The organism is Desulfosarcina sp., assembly GCF_041551955.1.
Lineage (GTDB): Bacteria > Desulfobacterota > Desulfobacteria > Desulfobacterales > Desulfosarcinaceae > Desulfosarcina.
The window spans coordinates 1-15,694 of sequence record NZ_JBFELV010000079.1 but is presented as its reverse complement, the minus strand read 5'-3'; the positions used below and the strand labels follow the sequence as shown (position 1 = coordinate 15,694).

The 15,694-nt window shown below is 50.3% G+C and carries 16 protein-coding genes; 12 read left to right on the top strand and 4 right to left on the bottom strand.

What is annotated here, in order from left to right; all coding sequences use genetic code 11:
* On the top strand, positions 1-881 hold an 881-nt coding region (locus ABYV26_RS08475; RefSeq protein WP_372680029.1), incomplete at its 5' end, for a protein-disulfide reductase DsbD family protein.
* Positions 882-910: 29 nt separating this feature from the next.
* Positions 911-1,231 carry an NEPxGxxU motif selenoprotein TsoC gene (gene tsoC, locus ABYV26_RS08470; RefSeq protein ID WP_372680027.1) on the top strand — a complete coding sequence of 107 codons (321 nt, stop codon included), beginning with the start codon at positions 911-913 and terminating at the stop codon, positions 1,229-1,231.
* Positions 1,232-1,500: 269 nt separating this feature from the next.
* Here tsoC and ABYV26_RS08465 read toward each other — a convergent pair whose 3' ends face one another.
* The gene (locus tag ABYV26_RS08465) at positions 1,501-1,635 is read right to left on the bottom strand and encodes a hypothetical protein (protein ID WP_372680025.1); all 135 of its coding nucleotides are present in this window, start codon (positions 1,633-1,635) and stop codon (positions 1,501-1,503) included.
* A 407-nt stretch (positions 1,636-2,042) separates the two neighbouring features.
* On the opposite strand from ABYV26_RS08465, the gene ABYV26_RS08460 reads away from it, so the two are divergent.
* Together ABYV26_RS08460 and ABYV26_RS08455 are read left to right on the top strand one after the other, a co-directional pair.
* Complete coding sequence (locus ABYV26_RS08460) at positions 2,043-2,786, top strand: NAD-dependent deacetylase (RefSeq protein ID WP_372680023.1); 744 nt, start codon at positions 2,043-2,045, stop codon at positions 2,784-2,786.
* A gap of 201 nt (positions 2,787-2,987) precedes the next feature.
* Positions 2,988-3,962: a hypothetical protein gene (locus ABYV26_RS08455; protein ID WP_372680021.1), complete on the top strand. Its 975-nt coding sequence runs from the start codon at positions 2,988-2,990 to the stop codon at positions 3,960-3,962.
* Between the two features lie 26 nt (positions 3,963-3,988).
* On the opposite strand, the gene ABYV26_RS08450 is transcribed toward ABYV26_RS08455, so the two are convergent.
* Complete coding sequence (locus ABYV26_RS08450) at positions 3,989-4,399, bottom strand: hypothetical protein (RefSeq protein WP_372680019.1); 411 nt, start codon at positions 4,397-4,399, stop codon at positions 3,989-3,991.
* 1,154 nt (positions 4,400-5,553) lie between these two features.
* Here ABYV26_RS08450 and ABYV26_RS08445 point away from each other — a divergent pair.
* The 6 genes from ABYV26_RS08445 (at position 5,554) to ABYV26_RS08420 (ending at position 13,375) form a co-directional block, all read left to right on the top strand.
* Positions 5,554-6,174: a LysE family translocator gene (locus tag ABYV26_RS08445; RefSeq protein WP_372680017.1), complete on the top strand. Its 621-nt coding sequence runs from the start codon at positions 5,554-5,556 to the stop codon at positions 6,172-6,174.
* A 150-nt stretch (positions 6,175-6,324) separates the two neighbouring features.
* Positions 6,325-6,834, top strand: coding sequence for a hypothetical protein (locus ABYV26_RS08440; RefSeq protein WP_372680015.1), 510 nt, complete (start codon positions 6,325-6,327; stop codon positions 6,832-6,834).
* Between the two features lie 552 nt (positions 6,835-7,386).
* On the top strand, positions 7,387-8,100 hold the full coding sequence (locus ABYV26_RS08435; protein ID WP_372680013.1) for an SDR family oxidoreductase: 714 nt from the start codon (positions 7,387-7,389) through the stop codon (positions 8,098-8,100).
* A 360-nt stretch (positions 8,101-8,460) separates the two neighbouring features.
* Positions 8,461-8,943 carry a zeta toxin family protein gene (locus ABYV26_RS08430; protein WP_372680011.1) on the top strand — a complete coding sequence of 161 codons (483 nt, stop codon included), beginning with the start codon at positions 8,461-8,463 and terminating at the stop codon, positions 8,941-8,943.
* Positions 8,944-9,214: 271 nt separating this feature from the next.
* Positions 9,215-9,403 (top strand): hypothetical protein, encoded by a 189-nt coding sequence (locus tag ABYV26_RS08425; RefSeq protein ID WP_372680010.1) that lies wholly within the window; start codon positions 9,215-9,217, stop codon positions 9,401-9,403.
* Between the two features lie 627 nt (positions 9,404-10,030).
* Entirely contained in the window at positions 10,031-13,375 is a 3,345-nt protein-coding gene (locus ABYV26_RS08420; RefSeq protein ID WP_372680008.1) for an AAA family ATPase, read from the top strand.
* A gap of 42 nt (positions 13,376-13,417) precedes the next feature.
* Here ABYV26_RS08420 and ABYV26_RS08415 read toward each other — a convergent pair whose 3' ends face one another.
* Together ABYV26_RS08415 and ABYV26_RS08410 are read right to left on the bottom strand one after the other, a co-directional pair.
* On the bottom strand, positions 13,418-13,954 hold the full coding sequence (locus ABYV26_RS08415; protein ID WP_372680006.1) for an RES domain-containing protein: 537 nt from the start codon (positions 13,952-13,954) through the stop codon (positions 13,418-13,420).
* Positions 13,951-14,352: a hypothetical protein gene (locus ABYV26_RS08410; RefSeq protein WP_372680004.1), complete on the bottom strand. Its 402-nt coding sequence runs from the start codon at positions 14,350-14,352 to the stop codon at positions 13,951-13,953. The genes ABYV26_RS08415 and ABYV26_RS08410 overlap by 4 nt, the downstream gene beginning before the upstream one ends.
* Before the next feature lie 563 nt (positions 14,353-14,915).
* Here ABYV26_RS08410 and ABYV26_RS08405 point away from each other — a divergent pair.
* Together ABYV26_RS08405 and ABYV26_RS08400 are read left to right on the top strand one after the other, a co-directional pair.
* The gene (locus ABYV26_RS08405) at positions 14,916-15,155 is read left to right on the top strand and encodes a CopG family ribbon-helix-helix protein (RefSeq protein WP_372680003.1); all 240 of its coding nucleotides are present in this window, start codon (positions 14,916-14,918) and stop codon (positions 15,153-15,155) included.
* 37 nt (positions 15,156-15,192) lie between these two features.
* Positions 15,193-15,429, top strand: a complete 237-nt coding sequence (locus ABYV26_RS08400) for a type II toxin-antitoxin system RelE/ParE family toxin (protein ID WP_372680001.1) — start codon at positions 15,193-15,195, stop codon at positions 15,427-15,429.
* The last annotated feature ends 265 nt before the right edge of the window (positions 15,430-15,694 follow it).

Here is a 15,694-nt window from a genome sequence, read left to right as displayed (position 1 = left end):
GCGGCCTGATTCAGGCCGCATCGAGATCCCATGCCGGGTATGTTGGCACCCTGTTCATGGGGTTGACCATGGGCGTCGTGGCCGCACCCTGCATTGGTCCCTTTGTTTTGGGGCTGCTGACCTGGGTTGCCGGCATGGGCAGCCCATGGCTGGGATTTGTTGTGTTTTTTACCCTGAGTCTCGGCCTCGGATTGCCGCTTTTCTTCTTGGCCATTTTCTCCGGAAACCTTAACCGGCTTCCTCGCTCGGGCGAATGGATGCTCTGGGTCAGAAAGCTGATGGGCTGGATTCTGGTGGCAATGGCCATATATTTTATCATACCGGTTTTACCCAAAATGGTCGGAATTCTTCTTCCCGCCATCGTCGCTCTGGCCGCAGGGCTCCATCTGGGTTGGATCGACCGGACCAGGGCCAGTTTTCGTGCATTCGACTGGATCAAGACCACTGCAGGAATTGCGGCAGTGGTAATCGCTACCCTTGTTATTTGGAACGGTTTTACGCAAGGGCCTGGAATTTCCTGGAAGGCATACTCGGATCGATTGCTGGCGGAATCAAAGAATGAAAGCAGACCGGTGATTATCGCTTTTTCGGCTGACTGGTGCAGCCCTTGCCGCGAACTCGATGCGGTCACCTTTCATCATGCAGGCGTGGTCCAACAGGCTGAACGCCATTTTACCTTGATCAAGGTAGATGTGACCCAGGGAGGCAATCCGGTTCATGAACGCCTATTGAAGCAATATCAAGTCAAGGGGGTACCCACAGTAGTTTTTTTGGACGGGCAGGGTCACGAACGCGTCGATCTGCGATTGGTGGATTTCGTGCCGCCAGACCCGTTCTTGCATCATATTAGCGGATTGATCCAAACTGGATCTGATAAATAGGTCGTTGGGTAACGGATAAGGAGGGCCACATGCTCAAAGTCAGGTTTTTTTTCAATGAGCCAAACGGAAAGCCTTGAAAACGTTTTAAACAGATGATGCCCAGGTTGGGTAATAAATACCCGATTGATATTGAAGTCACCTCCCACCCCAAAGCGGCCTACATGACGGACGCCTATTTCGGGTTGGACCTGCCGGTGGCCCCCGCCGTCATGGTCGCCGATGAAATCGTCGTCGAGGGACAACATGTATCCCAGCACGAGGTTGAGGTCAGCATTTGCCGCCATTTGAAACTGCCAGCGCCCGAGCCACCTAAAAAGGGCGTGCTTTCGAGGCTTTTGGGAAAAGTCTGACGATACATGCTTAAAGTATGAGTTTCCTGGATGGAGCGGTTTTTCAGCACCAGCAAAAAGGCAGAGCCTCGTTTGAGGCTCTGCCTTTTTTTGCCGCCCTTCGGCGGACGCGAACTGTTATCCTTTTTATTCCGAAGCTCTGCCGTCGATCATGCCCTCAAATTTTACAGGTAGCGCCTGATGTCCGGCCGGCTATACATCTATTGATGAAGTAACTCAGCGTAATGAGCGTCAGTGTCAAACCTATCATGGGGCACCTTCCTTTCTTCCTATCCCATCACATCGATATTCAGATCGCAGCCCAGATGCCTGTCGGGATTCTCACATTTAAAGTTGGCTTCACGGGTATCCACATGTCCCTCGTCATTGTCGTCAAAGTAGTCCTGGGTCTTATTTTCGGCCATGATATCACCTCATCTGTCATTTGGTTGGTCAGTGGTTACTTGCTGAGAGTAATTTACAGCATCCAGCCAGATATGCAATATGAGCCGGTTGGCCGTATGGTGGGAGGTCAAAACTACCTATGTGTTGGAGATGGCTGGCCATTGGCGATGGGTTTCGTTTTGCCGGCAGCGCTGATGGACTTGAGGATGTCCGTTGAAACAGACCGGTGCCAAGGGTAACGGGAAGGATGGTTCCGTGCGTAGATCGGCGGGCATGGTTATGTCCAGGAAACGGTCAGGACTTTTCGCCGCCGTCGCGAGGAAAAGAAATTGCTGTCCATGCATTGCATTGATAATGACAGTTCCTGTATCATACGAGATATATCGGCAGGCTCCAGAGGCCTGCTAACGCGATGAAGGACGCCAGGATGCGCAATGAACAAACAGATACGCTAAAACGGTATATTGATGCAGCAGAGTCCATCACCGTTTTCACCGGTGCGGGGATTTCAGCTGAAAGTGGCATCCCCACGTATCGAGGGGATGATGGATTGTGGAATACCTATGACCCGGCCAAGTTTGCCGATATTGACTATTTTCTTAAAGACCCAGCCTACTACTGGAACTTTTTCAAAGACATCAGGTACCCGCTCATTGCATCGGCCGAACCCAATATGGCCCACGCAACGCTGGCTGGTTTGGAAAAACAGGGCCTTTTAAAGTGCTTGATAACCCAGAATATTGATGGGCTTCACCAGCTGGGCGGGTCTCGGAATGTCCTCGAACTTCATGGCAATACACGGCGCATCAAATGCCTGACGTGCAGACTTGAATATTCCATGGATGAGGTTTTCGGTATACTGGCGGAACAACTGCCGCCTGTTTGCCCGGCATGCCGTGGACCGCTCAAGCCCGATGTGGTGTTTTTCGGCGAGTCCCTGTCCCGAGATGTGCTTGACCGGGCTGTGAAGGCCAGCCGGGACTGTGATCTTTTTCTGGTTATCGGCAGCTCCCTGGTGGTGCAGCCGGCCGCATCCTTACCCACCATCGCCAAACAAAACGGGGCTATCGTGATCATCATCAACAAAGATCCCACACCATTGGACGGGATGGCCGACATGGTGCTTCACACCGGTGCTTCAACGGCCTTGGCAGGAGTTACCAGGCAGTGATCCAGCGTCGGGTACGACATCCTCCTGAAAGGTTGAAATTTGCCTTAAGGATTGTCCGTAACCCGGTTTTTTTCCAGATGCCCTTTCAAAAGGACATGCTGTGAGCAGAACCGACGCCTTGCTTTATTTCTTTTTCCGGCGCCTGGCGTTGCCGCGTCCATGTGCGTCGATGATGACCTGTGAATCGACGGGATGCCTGCCATGGGAATCATGTTCAACCTTGTGCTGCACGCTGTCAGCTTCTATCTGATCCTTGCCCCGGTTTTAAATCCTGCTTTTGCACAGGATTCGACCCAGACCCTGGCGGAGGCCCGATTCGGCGAGGCTGTTCTGGCCGGACGAATCGAATCAGACCGTCTCGTGGAATGTTCGGGCATGGACGCGTCCTTGATTGCCGACGATCTGTTGTGGGCTGTCAATGACAGCGGCAACGGCCCGTTTATCTGCGCGCTTGGCCTTGACGGCAGCGACCGGGGCAGCGTGCGGGTGGCCGGCGCCAAGAACCGGGACTGGGAGGACATGGACACGTTCGTGTGGCAGGGCCGACCGATGATTCTCATCGCCGATGTCGGCGACAACAACCGGCGGCGAGAACAATACACGCTCTATGTGGTTGAAGAGCCCGGGCCGGGCAGCGACCTGGTTCGGCATTCCGGCACGGTTGATCTGGCCTGGCGCATCGATTTTTCTTACCCGGATGGGAAATACGATGCCGAAGGGGTGGCTGTGGATGCGGCTGCCGGAGAAGTTCTCATCGTGACCAAACGCGACAAACCGCCGCTGCTGTTTGCCGTGCCGCTGTCCGCGACTGGGGCCGGCAGTGCGGTGACCGCAAGGCGGGTGGGGGCCATCGAGCGGATTCCGCCACCGTCAAACCAGGACCGGAGGCATGTCTTCGGTGCATACTACTCCCAACCCACGGCACTCGATATCTCCCCGGACGGCCGTAAGATGGTGGTGCTGACCTACCAGCATGCCTACCTGTTTTCTCGTATGTTTAGAGAATCCTGGGCGTCTGCAGTAAAAGAAAGGCCGGCCATGATCCGCCTGCCTTCGCCCCACGACGGCCGTTTGCTGCGCCAGCGTGAAGCGATCTGCTTTTCGCCGGACGGCATGTCGCTGCTGGTCACATCCGAAGGCGACCGCCCGGGGATCTTTGAGTTGAAGGCCAGATGAGGCCCTGAACCGTCCGGCCGGATCCATCAATCCATATCGCCGATCAGCCGGTCGATCAATGGCTTTGCCTCGTCGGCCTCGATACGAAATCCATTGTAGACGACCTGCCCGGCTGGACCGATGACCACGGTCCAGGGAGTGCCTCCCGATCGGTAGTCCTGGAAAAAATTGAGGTAAACGACGCTGCCCCGAAAATCCCCAAGACGAACGGGAGCAATGGCCTCTCCATCGCCGTCGATCCAGGTGTTCAAGTCCAGTTCCGGCGCCTCGCGGCCCAGGATGCCGTATTTTTCGGCCGCTGACGCGGGCTGCAGACCGATTCGAAACGGCGGTGATGAGAAACGCACCTGCATCGACAGCGGTACCGTGGCCATGCACGCACCAACCAGAACGGCCAGCAGGCTTGTTTTCAATGGCAAAGCCCATCTTAATCTCATCGAAAGCCCCTTTCCAGGGCGAAATAGGTGTTTCTCCACGTAGGTGATGAAAAGGCCGGGGTCGGCCTGACAGCCGGTCCCGGCTTAGTCACGAGTGGCCGTCGAAGAATGGTGGTTTACGCGTCGAAGCAGCTGGAATCGCAGGGCGCCCGCCGGATGCGGCAGAAGGTTTCCCCATTGCCACGGCGCAGGCATTCGCGGAAAAGTTCCTCGCAATTTTGCGAACAGGTCGCGGAATCTTTGTGATGGCCATTATCCATGTCGTCACCTCCTGGGCTAATTTAATCGTTCAACTCAGGATCGAGTCTGACCTATAAGTTAATCAGCCATTGGACGACGTTCAAGGCACCGGTGTCGTCTTGGACCGCCGCAGCGAGCGCATTCCCCCTGCCGAAGATCACCCGGTCAATCATTGATCGAGAAACTGGACGCCATCAACGATGGTCTGGTGGCATACATGGCCATGATATTTGTCCTACCGATTCTCTTTTACGCCTTTTGCATCTCGGATCTCAATTTTAAAAACCAACCTGGCGTGGACCTTCTCTATGTGGATGATTATCGATTCCGTCCTAAAACTGCCGGGAATGCAACCCTGGGTTTACAAAAGCCCCTTTTCGCGGTTACCATTCATGCAAATTCACGCTTGTATAAACTGATCGTGTGCCGAACTGAATGGGTCCGGGTCAACCCTTGAGGGGCGTGTCAGACCTAACCAACCTATTGAAGCGGCATTTTTGTGCTATACTATTGACCCATGATCCAATACCTACCATATTTTTTTATCTTGTTTCTGGCTGCCGCTGTTGCCGCGCCTGCGAGTGCCAATGAAATCCTGAAAGACTTCTATGGCAAAGGCATCGGGCCGGCTGTCACTCGTCCAGAAACGAAAAGACACCATGATTATGCCGGTCGGCCCCTCGCTCCCAACGCTGTTGGGACGGGACGTGAAATCGTGATTGACAGACAGGGTCGCCGCATTGGGTTAACGATCCCCAATGTTCACGGAGATACGGACGGTGACCTGCTCCGCCTCCGGTCAGGAAAACGTGTTGGTAACCAGATACTCGACCCGGTTGGTCGACGCGTGGGGACTATAGTAGGGAAGTAATTTTCCTATACAGGGCTGTCAAGTATGCACTGAGGTACAAAAGATGATGAGTTTCAGCTCCTGGTTCACTTTTTTTCTTCTGATGACGGCCATTGCCTACACCCCAGGTCCCATGACTATGTTTTCCATGTCGTCGAGTGTGCGCAACGGGTTTTATCGCACGCTTCCGGCCATTGCAGGCGGTTCTTTCGCCTACCTCGCGCAAATGGGTGTGGTTTACCTGGGGCTGGGCGTGATCGTCCAGGAGTCCGTGCTGGTCTTCAACACTATCAAGTGGGCCGGCGTGCTGTACTTGTTTATTCTTGCCGTCAAAAACTGGCGCCAGTCAGCCAATGCCAGTGGTTTTGAGGACATTGTTTCCGGCGTGTCTTCATCAAGGCAGTTTTCTTTGGGGTTCGCCACAGGCATGTCCAACCCTAAATCCGTGCTTGTGTTCACCGTTCTTTTCCCCCAGTTTATTGAACCGGTTCACTACACCAGCCATTTTATTACGCTTTCCATCAGCTTCTTTTTTATTCAGGGAAGCAGTGCCATCGCATACGCACTTTTTGGGGCCAAAGTCTTCATGTGGATGAAACAGCGGCGTTTGACCCATATTCAGAATAAGGCAACCGCCGTGATTCTGTTTCTCGCTGGCGGCTTGCTGGCATGCAGTGAAAAATAAAATTCCAGAGTTGTTCGATTATCGGACATGGATTTCACATTCTCGATTTTTTACCCGGCAGCGTTGATCGATCATCATGAAAACGTTTCGTGGCAGAACAACGGTGGTTTTCTGATTCACGGCGATTGTCTTCTTTTTTGATACAAGCGAATGAAAATTTCTACTGTACAGCAGCAGATTGACAATCTCAGGCCATTAGTAAAAACCGGTCTGGCGCTTAACTTTCACAACTGGCTGGTGGCGTGCGCAGTTCTGCTCGTAATTTTGAGCGTTTTTCTGTGGAACCCCATTCCGCTGATGATGGCTATCTTTCTGGGTGTCGTTGGTATGGCTGAGCGCAGCGCAGGACCCAACATGGCGGCAGCGATAAAGGCCTATGATACCATCAAAGCGACCTCCGGCAAGGTAACTATTGGCATTTCATGTTGGGATACTGACAACCATTACCATGCCCGGGTACAAGAGAATGGGCAACCAGACTGGGAGTACGAATTTATTCCCCAAGGTTGGGAACCGGCGGCCGGCTGTTTTGCTGCACGCATCTGGCGTTCAGACGACAGCGGTCCTCCAGTTTTAACTATCGTTGAGGGTGGAATTTTGATTCCGAGGTACAACCCCTCAAGCCCCCAAACAGTTCCAAGGAGTTCTGCCGCAGAATAATAACTATATAACATTATATAGAAAAAACGTCGCTCCGCGAAGCTGCCGTTTTATGTTCAGGATATCCTTTGCCTTGCCGCAACCAATCTGCAGAGAGCGATCAAGCCGGATTTAGCTCGGCTTTTCCTCATTTCAAAAAGGTTCGAACTCGCCTGATGAGTGGGTCGATCATCGTGGTACGTAATCACTGCTTGCGTTCTAACCGGTATGACCACAATATATTCATATCGCCATTGCATTCGGATTGGGTTTCAAACCTGGCCAAAAAACTCAGCTTTCGACAATCGCTTGTTAAAACAAATAAATTAACTTGGGTGTCGCGAGGCCGGAATCTCGGGAAAAGTTGTTTTACCTTGTCAATCAACAGGCGTAGGTGAGCATTTTGAGCCGTTGCATAGCGCCGCTATGGGACTTAGTGTGTTTTTAAGATAGGTGCTAACACAACCTTGACCATCGAAGCCTATCTTCCCGGCGGGGAAAAAGACTCGGCTACTATCTGAATAGTATCGATGGTTCCGTTTCTCACTATGAAACCATACTAGGAGGTGAATAATGGACTTGGAAGGAAAAGTCATTCTCATTACCGGGGCCAACAGCGGCATCGGAAAAGCAACCGCCAAACTGTTGACGGAAGCAGGGATGATGTGCCTGCTCACAGCCCGAAACAAGGAGCGGCTTGATCACCTGGCAAAGCGGTTGCCCGGTGCAAAGGTGGTTGCCGGTGACATGATCGATCCGGCACTGCCGCAAAGGCTGGTCGACACCGCCATGGAAACATTCGGACGGCTTGACGCCGTTTTCAACAACGCCGCGGTCATGAATATTGGTAGCATTGAAGAGGCCGACCTCGAGGCGCTTTGCTCCATGGTCCGGCTCAACTTCGAGTCGGTGGTGCGTATGAGCTATGTGGCGCTTCGTCACATGAAAGCAAAGGGAGGCGGCTTTTTGATCAATACCTCGAGCCTTGCGGGGCTCAAGACCTTCTCCCACCTGGGCGTCTACAACGGCACCAAGTTCGCCGTGGAAGCGTTGACCGACGCGCTGAGAATGGAGCTGGCCGGAAGCGGGGTTAAGGCGGCCGTGGTCGAGCCGGGCCGGACGAACACCCACCTGTTCGATCACTGGAGCGAGGAACAAAAATTCGATCCAGCCCAGGGAATGCTTGAGCCTGAAGACGTGGCCCGCTGCGTCCGCTTTATGCTTGAACAGCCAGACGAGGTGCTGATACCCCGTCTGCTGGTGATGCCGGCAAGGCAACCCCGGTAGTTCTTTTCTCACTGCGAGCACCATTGAAGTGGATCGGGTCCGGATTCCTATAAAGTGCCATTAAAAGCAACTTTATCCAACATAGACCTATGGGTGGGCTCAATTTCCGCTCTAAAGATATCGAGAGCCGCTGATCCGGGAATTAAATCTTCGACCCTATTGCCACCTCCTGGATTGATGACGCCGATGACTGGATGAGACCCTGGAACGTGCCTTTCAATTTGATTGACACAATTGCATGCTGATATTAATTTTTGTAGCAATACGCATCATAATGTTGCACACTGCCGCACTATCACATGGGCCGTTGACAGGAGGTAATGATGGCTACTGTATCCTGCCAAAACCGGCATCAAGTTTGTGAATACAGATTCGATAGCGCAAGATATCGATCCGGAGAATACGGAGGCCATAAGCCATCAAGCTGCAACCGTGGCCGCAAGGATCAGAGAAGACTTGATCTCTCAAGGAATTTCCTTTTGTTTGGAAACGGTATTTTCTCATGCATCAGAGATCGATTTTTTAGGTCAGGCAAAGGCCAGTGGCTACAAAATCATCCGGGTATATATTCATTTGTTCGATTCGAGCTTGAATGAAGCCAGGGTTAAACAACGCGTCGCCGAAGGGGGGCATAGCGTGCCAGCGGAAAAGATTCACTCACGGATCCCCAGAACGATCAGTCATATTAAAACAGCCTTGTCGATTGTCGATGAAGTCAGGATATTGGGCAATTCATCAAGGGACGACCCCTTTAGACAAAAGATTGTGATGAGGGATGGAAACTATCGATTAAAAGTTGATCCTTTGCCGAAGTGGACAAGGGACCTCCCTCCCGGTTTGTGAAAGACCATCCATGCCGGATGCATATTCCGCCGCATGGTGGCCACTTATTCCGCTGCAAACCGACCACCTATACCGGTGGATGGTGACACGTAAGAAATAAGGTAAGACCAAGCGGTATGATGAATCAGGGAATGGACGACCCCATTGAACCATTGTCCTGTATCCTGACATGTGGGGTTTAGTTTAGATGATGACTTTATCAAACTTAACAATTGAGGTATAAATTTTCGGCAGGCCTTAAAATTTCCTTGAACCAACCGAAAGGAACCCCATGAATGACCAACAAGACCTTTCCGATTGTTCTGACGATACCAAAAAAATCACGGTTCATTTACCTTGCAAGCTGGCTGAGCGTGCTGAAAGATACGCCAAGGAAAACGGCAATACCACCACCGGTGTCGTAATAGAGGCTCTGGATACATTTTTGAGAGGAGAAAAGTTGGATGTGTCTGGGTGGTAAAGTTTGGCCCAGGAGGGATAATCCCCCCGGCATGCGGATAAATGTGGGCTCCAACGATTGGTGACCATGGGGGGGTGGAATTATAGACAAGATTAACCGAGTCACAACCCAAAATGGCAATGGCCGCTAATAAATTTGGGCAATATCCGGTGATTCTTCACGGTCATTTGTGAATTTCCGATGAGTATTTTTAACATTTTGAAATCATACAATATAAGTGAACGCCTAATTTCCCTGTTGTGGGACGTTGAGCATTCTTCTCCATATGGTTTCTTCCTCTGTTGAGATATGATTCCATATTGGTTTTTTTAAAGACCAGTATCCGACATATTTCTGATCATTCCAAAAATAGGTCGCTCCTGCCACGGGCGAAAAAACGAAATCCAAACGCCCGGGTTAACCGTATCGGTGCCGGAATCGTCGGTGAGGCAAAACACTTCCTAAAAGGCACGCCAAATATTTTCCTACCTTAGATGATATAACAATTTTGCACTTCCATTTTTCCGTATTATTATTAATAAGTTATAAAATCAAAAAAGTCAGCAATTCTTTATTTTTTCCATGTCTATGCCAAGCTTGGGCCTTGGAGCTTTTTGGGAAGGGACTCCCTCAGTTGGAGATGAATCTATGAAATGTCCGACGTGTCATCATAACAATCCACATGAAGCTATCTTCTGCATGAAATGCGGGAAGAAACTACTAAGAAAATGTATGCACTGCGGTGCTGAATTACCCGAAAATGCACTTTTTTGCATGAAATGCGGAAAAGCGCTGACGCCCAATGGTTCTCCTGTTGATGATGATACTCAGCAGGAGATTGATCTTAATGCCGAGCGGCGGCAACTCACCGTGATGTTTTGCGACTTGGTGGATTCCACCGGCCTATCGGGAAAGCTGGACCCGGAGGACCTGCGAGAAGTGATACACAGATATCAGGACGCCTGCAACAAGATCATTCGGCGGTTTGGTGGGCACATTGCGCAATATCTAGGTGATGGGTTGCTCGTCTATTTTGGCTACCCGCAGGCCCATGAAGACGATGCCCAGCGTTCGGTTCGCGCAGGGTTAGCTATCGTCGAGGCCCTTAGTCATTTGAATCCCAGCATTCAGGAGCAGTGGAAAGTAGAGCTGTCGGTACGCGTAGGCATTCACACTGGCCTAGTCGTCACCGGAGAGGTGGGCGAGGGCTCAACACGTGAAAAATTAGCCATCGGAGAGACGCCTAACATCGCCGCACGTCTTCAGGGGCAGGCCAAACCCAATACAGTCATCGTTAGTGCAGCAACTTATCGACTAATTGCAGGCTTTTTTGCGTGTCATGAACTCGAAAATCTTATACTCAAGGGGTTTTCCCAACCGATGGATGCCTGTCAAATTGATCATCTGAGCACGGCCAGAAACCGTCTGGACCCTCTATCAAAAGGATTGACACCACTTGTGGGTAGAGAGCAGGAAACGAACCTGCTCTTCGAGTGCTGGCAATGGGTTAAAGAAGGCATGGGGCAAGTCGTGCACCTTCACGGCGATGCAGGAATGGGCAAATCGCGCTTGGTAAAGGTTTTGGAGGAACACGTCGCACAGGACCCACAGGCGTGGCTGACTCCGTGTCAATGTTCGGCGTACCACCAGAACAGTGCCTTCCATCCGGTGATCGATTTACTTGAAAGGTACGTTCTTCAGTTCGAACCTGGCGATGACCAGACGGACAAACTGAACCGTTTGGAAGGATTTCTTGTGCAGTATGGTGTTGAGCTCCCTGAGGTTGTTCCGGTTTTTTGCGATCTTTTGTCAGTGCCGTTGGGCGACAAATATTCCCCCTCCACACTATCGCCTGAACGTCAGAAAAAACTGATTTTTGAAACCATGCTCGGCGTGCTATTGGAGATCGCCAGTCGGCAGCCATTGCTGCTGGTTATCGAAGATCTGCATTGGGCTGATCCAACTACGCTTGAATTTCTCAATCTCCTGGTGGATCAGATTGCAACCACTCCGATCTTCGCGCTGTTCACCTTTCGACCCAACTTCAATCCACCGTGGGGCTCTCGCGCCTACCTGACAAACCTTTTGGTCCACCGCCTGACCCGGAAAAAAAGCATAGATATGGTTCAGCACATAGCAGGCCCAAAGCCGCTGCCGTCCGAGGTCCTCGAACAGATATTGACAAAGACCGATGGTGTGCCGTTGTTCGTTGAGGAGTTAACCAAGATGGTGCTGGAATCAGGACTGCTTAGGGAGGAAGTGAAAGAATACACGCTGGCTGGAAAATTTATTCCATTAAAGATTCCGATGACGCTGCAAGATTCTTTGATGGCGCGTTTGGATCGGTTGGCTTCGGCCAAAGAATTGGTTCAGCTATGCGCGATTCTTGGAAGAGAATTCCCCTACGAAATGCTTCTCGCGATTCAGACCCATGGCGAGCAGATGCTTCAGCAGGGATTGAAGCAACTCGTTGAATCTGAGTTGCTTTACCAGAGAGGCGTGTTCCCAAAAGCGACATTTACTTTTAAACATGCACTTATTCAGCAGACGGCCTATCAATCAATGCTGAAAAACACACGCCGACGATACCACCGGAAAATCGCCGACGCATTGATAAAAAAGTTTTCAGCGTTGGCAACCGCCCAGCCTGAAGTCATTGCCCATCACTACTCTGAAGCCGGACTCAATATGGAGGCTATTTCTTACTGGCATCAAGCTGGCCAGCGTGCTACGGAACATTTTGCCAACAAAGAAGCGATCGCACACTTTACCAAGGGATTGGAGCTTCTTAAGGATCAGCCAAAAAACCCAGAGCACACACGGCAGGAGCTAATGCTACAACTCGCCATGGGTCCTCCACTTTCATCGCTCAAAGGATTTGCAGCACCGGAGGTGGAAGTTGCCTGTAGCCGGGCCTACAAGTTGTGTCAACAGGTCGGGGGGGCTCGGATGCAGTTTCCGGCATTGTGGGGATTATGGCATTATTATTTAGTTAATTCGGATTTCCCTAAGGCAGTAACATTGGCGGAGCAACTTCTCGATCTCGCCCACACTACAAATGACCATGCATTTCTTTCCGACGCCTACCGTGCCATAGGGGAAACTTCCTTGTGGTCTGGTGAATTTTCTCAGGCCAGGGCCTATTTTGAGAAAGGCATTGATCTGACCGACTCCAGGCAACAGCACTCCTCTTTTGCAGAAAGCCCCGGAGTCTCGTGCCGTTTCTTTTCAGCCATTGCTCTGTGGTTTCTGGGTTATCCTGACCAAGCGCTACTGCGATCCCAAGAAGCAGTTACCATGGCACAGGAGTTGACCCATCCGCTTAGCCTGAGCGCCGCACATCATTTCGCAGGTTGGGTTCACTTGCTCCGAAAGGAAAGCCAGCCAACCATGGAACACGCAGAGGCTGCAATGACGATCGCTGCCGACCAGGGTTTTGTGTTTTTTATCGCGTTCGACACAATGCTGAAGGGGTGGGCATTGGCTGAGCAAGGACAAATAAAGGAGGGAATCTTTCAGTTGCATGAGGGATTGGTCGCATTCCAGGCTACGGGAACAAAAGTACTTGTATCGCAATGGATGGTCGTTCTTGCCGAACTGTATGCAATATTGGGGCAGGGAGAGAACGCACTATCCGTCCTCGCCGAGGCACAAATTTTATCTGAAAAGAATAAGGGTGAGCGTTATTTCATTGCCGAAATGCTTCGGCTTAAGGGCCAATTGCTGATACAGGGGGAAAAAGACAAGATACAAGAAACGTCCAATTATGATGAAGCGGTAACCAACTTTCTCCGGGCGATCAGGTGGGCTCAACAACAGGACGCAAAATCCTTAGAACTGAGAGCAGCAGTGTCTTTGAGCCGAATATGGCAAATCCAGGGCAAGAAATCAGATGCATTCGAGCTTCTGAGCAAGACCTACGATTGGTTTGAAGAAGGTTTCGGTACAAGGGATCTAATAGCTGCGAAGGCATTGATAGAGGAGCTGTCCTGATTCGATTTAGCGTTGTCAGGAGCACAGTCAACCACATCAAATCTACTGAATGTCAAGAAAACCTTCCTTACTGGCCTTGGGAAAAAATTGCGTAGAATCTTCAGGTAAGTTTTCTAAAAAAAATACTAGGCACCATTTAGACAAATCATCCATGAATACCATTGACGGTACAAATATGGCTTCGATTTTTAATGTGTTCCTTAAAAATGTAGCGGTGGCTCTGGCAATTTGAATATTTGAAAAACATTGGGGCGGATCGTCTAAGGATAACGCTTTGCAGGCTTTGAGATTGCACAGGTCAATGGTTTTTCCGAGGCTCACGGAAAGTTTCCATATTTGCCGCCTGTGCATTTGGGTGACAAGCTTCGGGGGTCTGCCTTCTGAAAAATGGCGGGAAAACTCTCCGACCACAACCGATTTGTCCTTGGCGAGATAAAGCGTCGGCTCCCCTTTTGAATTCCAGCGGTTGGTTTTTGACAACGCACAGTAGCTGAAGTCACGGACATCAGATGATGCAATATCCGGAATATGCCGAAAGGCATAACCGCTCCATGGCTTGATATACTCAGTAATGCTCAACTGCCAAGTCCCTCATAGTCAGCGGCCAAGGCTCCAAGCACGTCGTCAAATCTTCCGATCGATAAAATATCGAAGGCTGTCTGATGATCAAACTCCGGCAGTGGTGTCTTGAAGAAAGTACGCAGGCCTTGGGCAGTATATACCTTGATGCCGAGTTCAAGAATTTCGTGAAGTTTTGATAAACGCCTAATATGCTCGCGTCTTTCAGGGCCTGCGCCGGATTTAGTCCATCGGTTCAGGGTTCGAGGACTCACGCCAATCAATTGTGCCAATTTTTCACGGGATAAGGGGAAGGTGTCAAAAACATATTTCAAATGTAAGGAGGGCGTGAGATCCTTCAAAAATACTCTTGATGAGGGTCTTTTTTGATCAGCATGCTGTGAATTGGTTAGGGCCATGATTCACCTCTCGTTTAGTATGCACGGATACAATAATAATAGTCCGGACAAATGTCAAGACATTGACTCGTGAATACCGTTCACAGAATTCAATAATTGTTACGAAAACAGCCAATTTTATTAAGCCTGATCAAATAATGCGTTCCCTTATGGCAAGGGTGGCGATCCCCAGCAGGATAGGCATCGGCCAGACCAAATGCCAAATCGAGCAAAACACAATAAAAAAGCGGATTATCCAGTCACGTGTAGGATCCAACGAGTGGTGACAATGGGGGGCTTGAAATCATAGACAATAATAGTCGAGCCACAACCATAAATGGCAATGACCGCTAATAAATGGTGTCAATATCCGGTATTTTTCCACCACCATTTGTCAATTTCCGAAGCAAGGTTGTAACTTGTTAGAATAACATTGATTGTGAACGCACATAAATTTTTTCTTTCATGATGTCGCGCGCTATTTTCGACGCCACCCATGAATCATATACGAAACGAACCTTTCAAGACTTGATTCTTTTGTAGCCATGTGTATTCTTATGGAATACACATAGAGGAGGTGCTTCATGAAAGCAACAACCGTTCGTCTTGACGAAGGCATGATAGGGCGTGTTGATCATTTGGCGGGTGAGTTGAGCCGTTCAAGGTCCTGGGTAATAAAACAAGCCATAGAAAGGTTTCTAGAATACGAAGAGTGGTTTGTTCATGAAGTCAAGGATGGGTTAAAAGAAGTGGAACAGGGTGAGATCGCAACGGATGATGAAGTGGCTAACCGATTTCAAAAATGGGGTGTAGATGCGCGTTAAATGGACCCGCAGAGCGCTTGATAATTTGGACAGCGCCGTGGATTATATTGCCGCCGACAAACCCACGGCAGCGGCTGATGCGGCCCTGAAAATTTTGAATGCCGTGAAAATGTTAGCCGATCAGCCAGGAATGGGACGTCCTGGAAGAGTTGCGGGAACAAGAGAGCTCGTCGTTCCAAGCCTACCTTATATTTTACCCTACGCGGAAAAGGCTGGGACAGTGGTCATCTTGAGGGTCATGCACGCGACAATGAAATGGCCCAACAAGTTTTAGGAATTTTGCCATCGTTCGTTGTGGGATTGTCATCATTCGTTGGAGCCCACACACGCTAATCCGCTTTAATTATTAAGTTAAAATGGTCGGGGCGAGAGGATTTGAACCTCCGGCCCCCTGCTCCCAAAGCAGGCGGAGTTTGGTTCTAAGTTAACTATAACCTACCTATAATATATCACATTCGAGAGCCACCTGTCTTCAACCTCTTTAGATCATACTGAGCATGGTGTGCATGATAACAAATAGTTACACATGCTGTCGGCTT

Excerpts from the sequence above, each read along its gene's own strand:
- ABYV26_RS08455 (WP_372680021.1), top strand. The coding sequence starts at position 2,988 with ATGGGAATCATGTTCAACCTTGTGCTGCACGCTGTCAGCTTCTATCTG.
- ABYV26_RS08465 (WP_372680025.1), bottom strand. The coding sequence starts at position 1,635 with ATGGCCGAAAATAAGACCCAGGACTACTTTGACGACAATGACGAGGGA.
- ABYV26_RS08460 (WP_372680023.1), top strand. The coding sequence starts at position 2,043 with ATGCGCAATGAACAAACAGATACGCTAAAACGGTATATTGATGCAGCA.
- ABYV26_RS08450 (WP_372680019.1), bottom strand. The coding sequence starts at position 4,399 with ATGAGATTAAGATGGGCTTTGCCATTGAAAACAAGCCTGCTGGCCGTT.
- ABYV26_RS08440 (WP_372680015.1), top strand. The coding sequence starts at position 6,325 with ATGAAAATTTCTACTGTACAGCAGCAGATTGACAATCTCAGGCCATTA.
- ABYV26_RS08405 (WP_372680003.1), top strand. The coding sequence starts at position 14,916 with ATGAAAGCAACAACCGTTCGTCTTGACGAAGGCATGATAGGGCGTGTT.
- ABYV26_RS08445 (WP_372680017.1), top strand. The coding sequence starts at position 5,554 with ATGATGAGTTTCAGCTCCTGGTTCACTTTTTTTCTTCTGATGACGGCC.
- ABYV26_RS08435 (WP_372680013.1), top strand. The coding sequence starts at position 7,387 with ATGGACTTGGAAGGAAAAGTCATTCTCATTACCGGGGCCAACAGCGGC.
- ABYV26_RS08410 (WP_372680004.1), bottom strand. The coding sequence starts at position 14,352 with ATGGCCCTAACCAATTCACAGCATGCTGATCAAAAAAGACCCTCATCA.
- ABYV26_RS08425 (WP_372680010.1), top strand. The coding sequence starts at position 9,215 with ATGAATGACCAACAAGACCTTTCCGATTGTTCTGACGATACCAAAAAA.
- ABYV26_RS08420 (WP_372680008.1), top strand. The coding sequence starts at position 10,031 with ATGAAATGTCCGACGTGTCATCATAACAATCCACATGAAGCTATCTTC.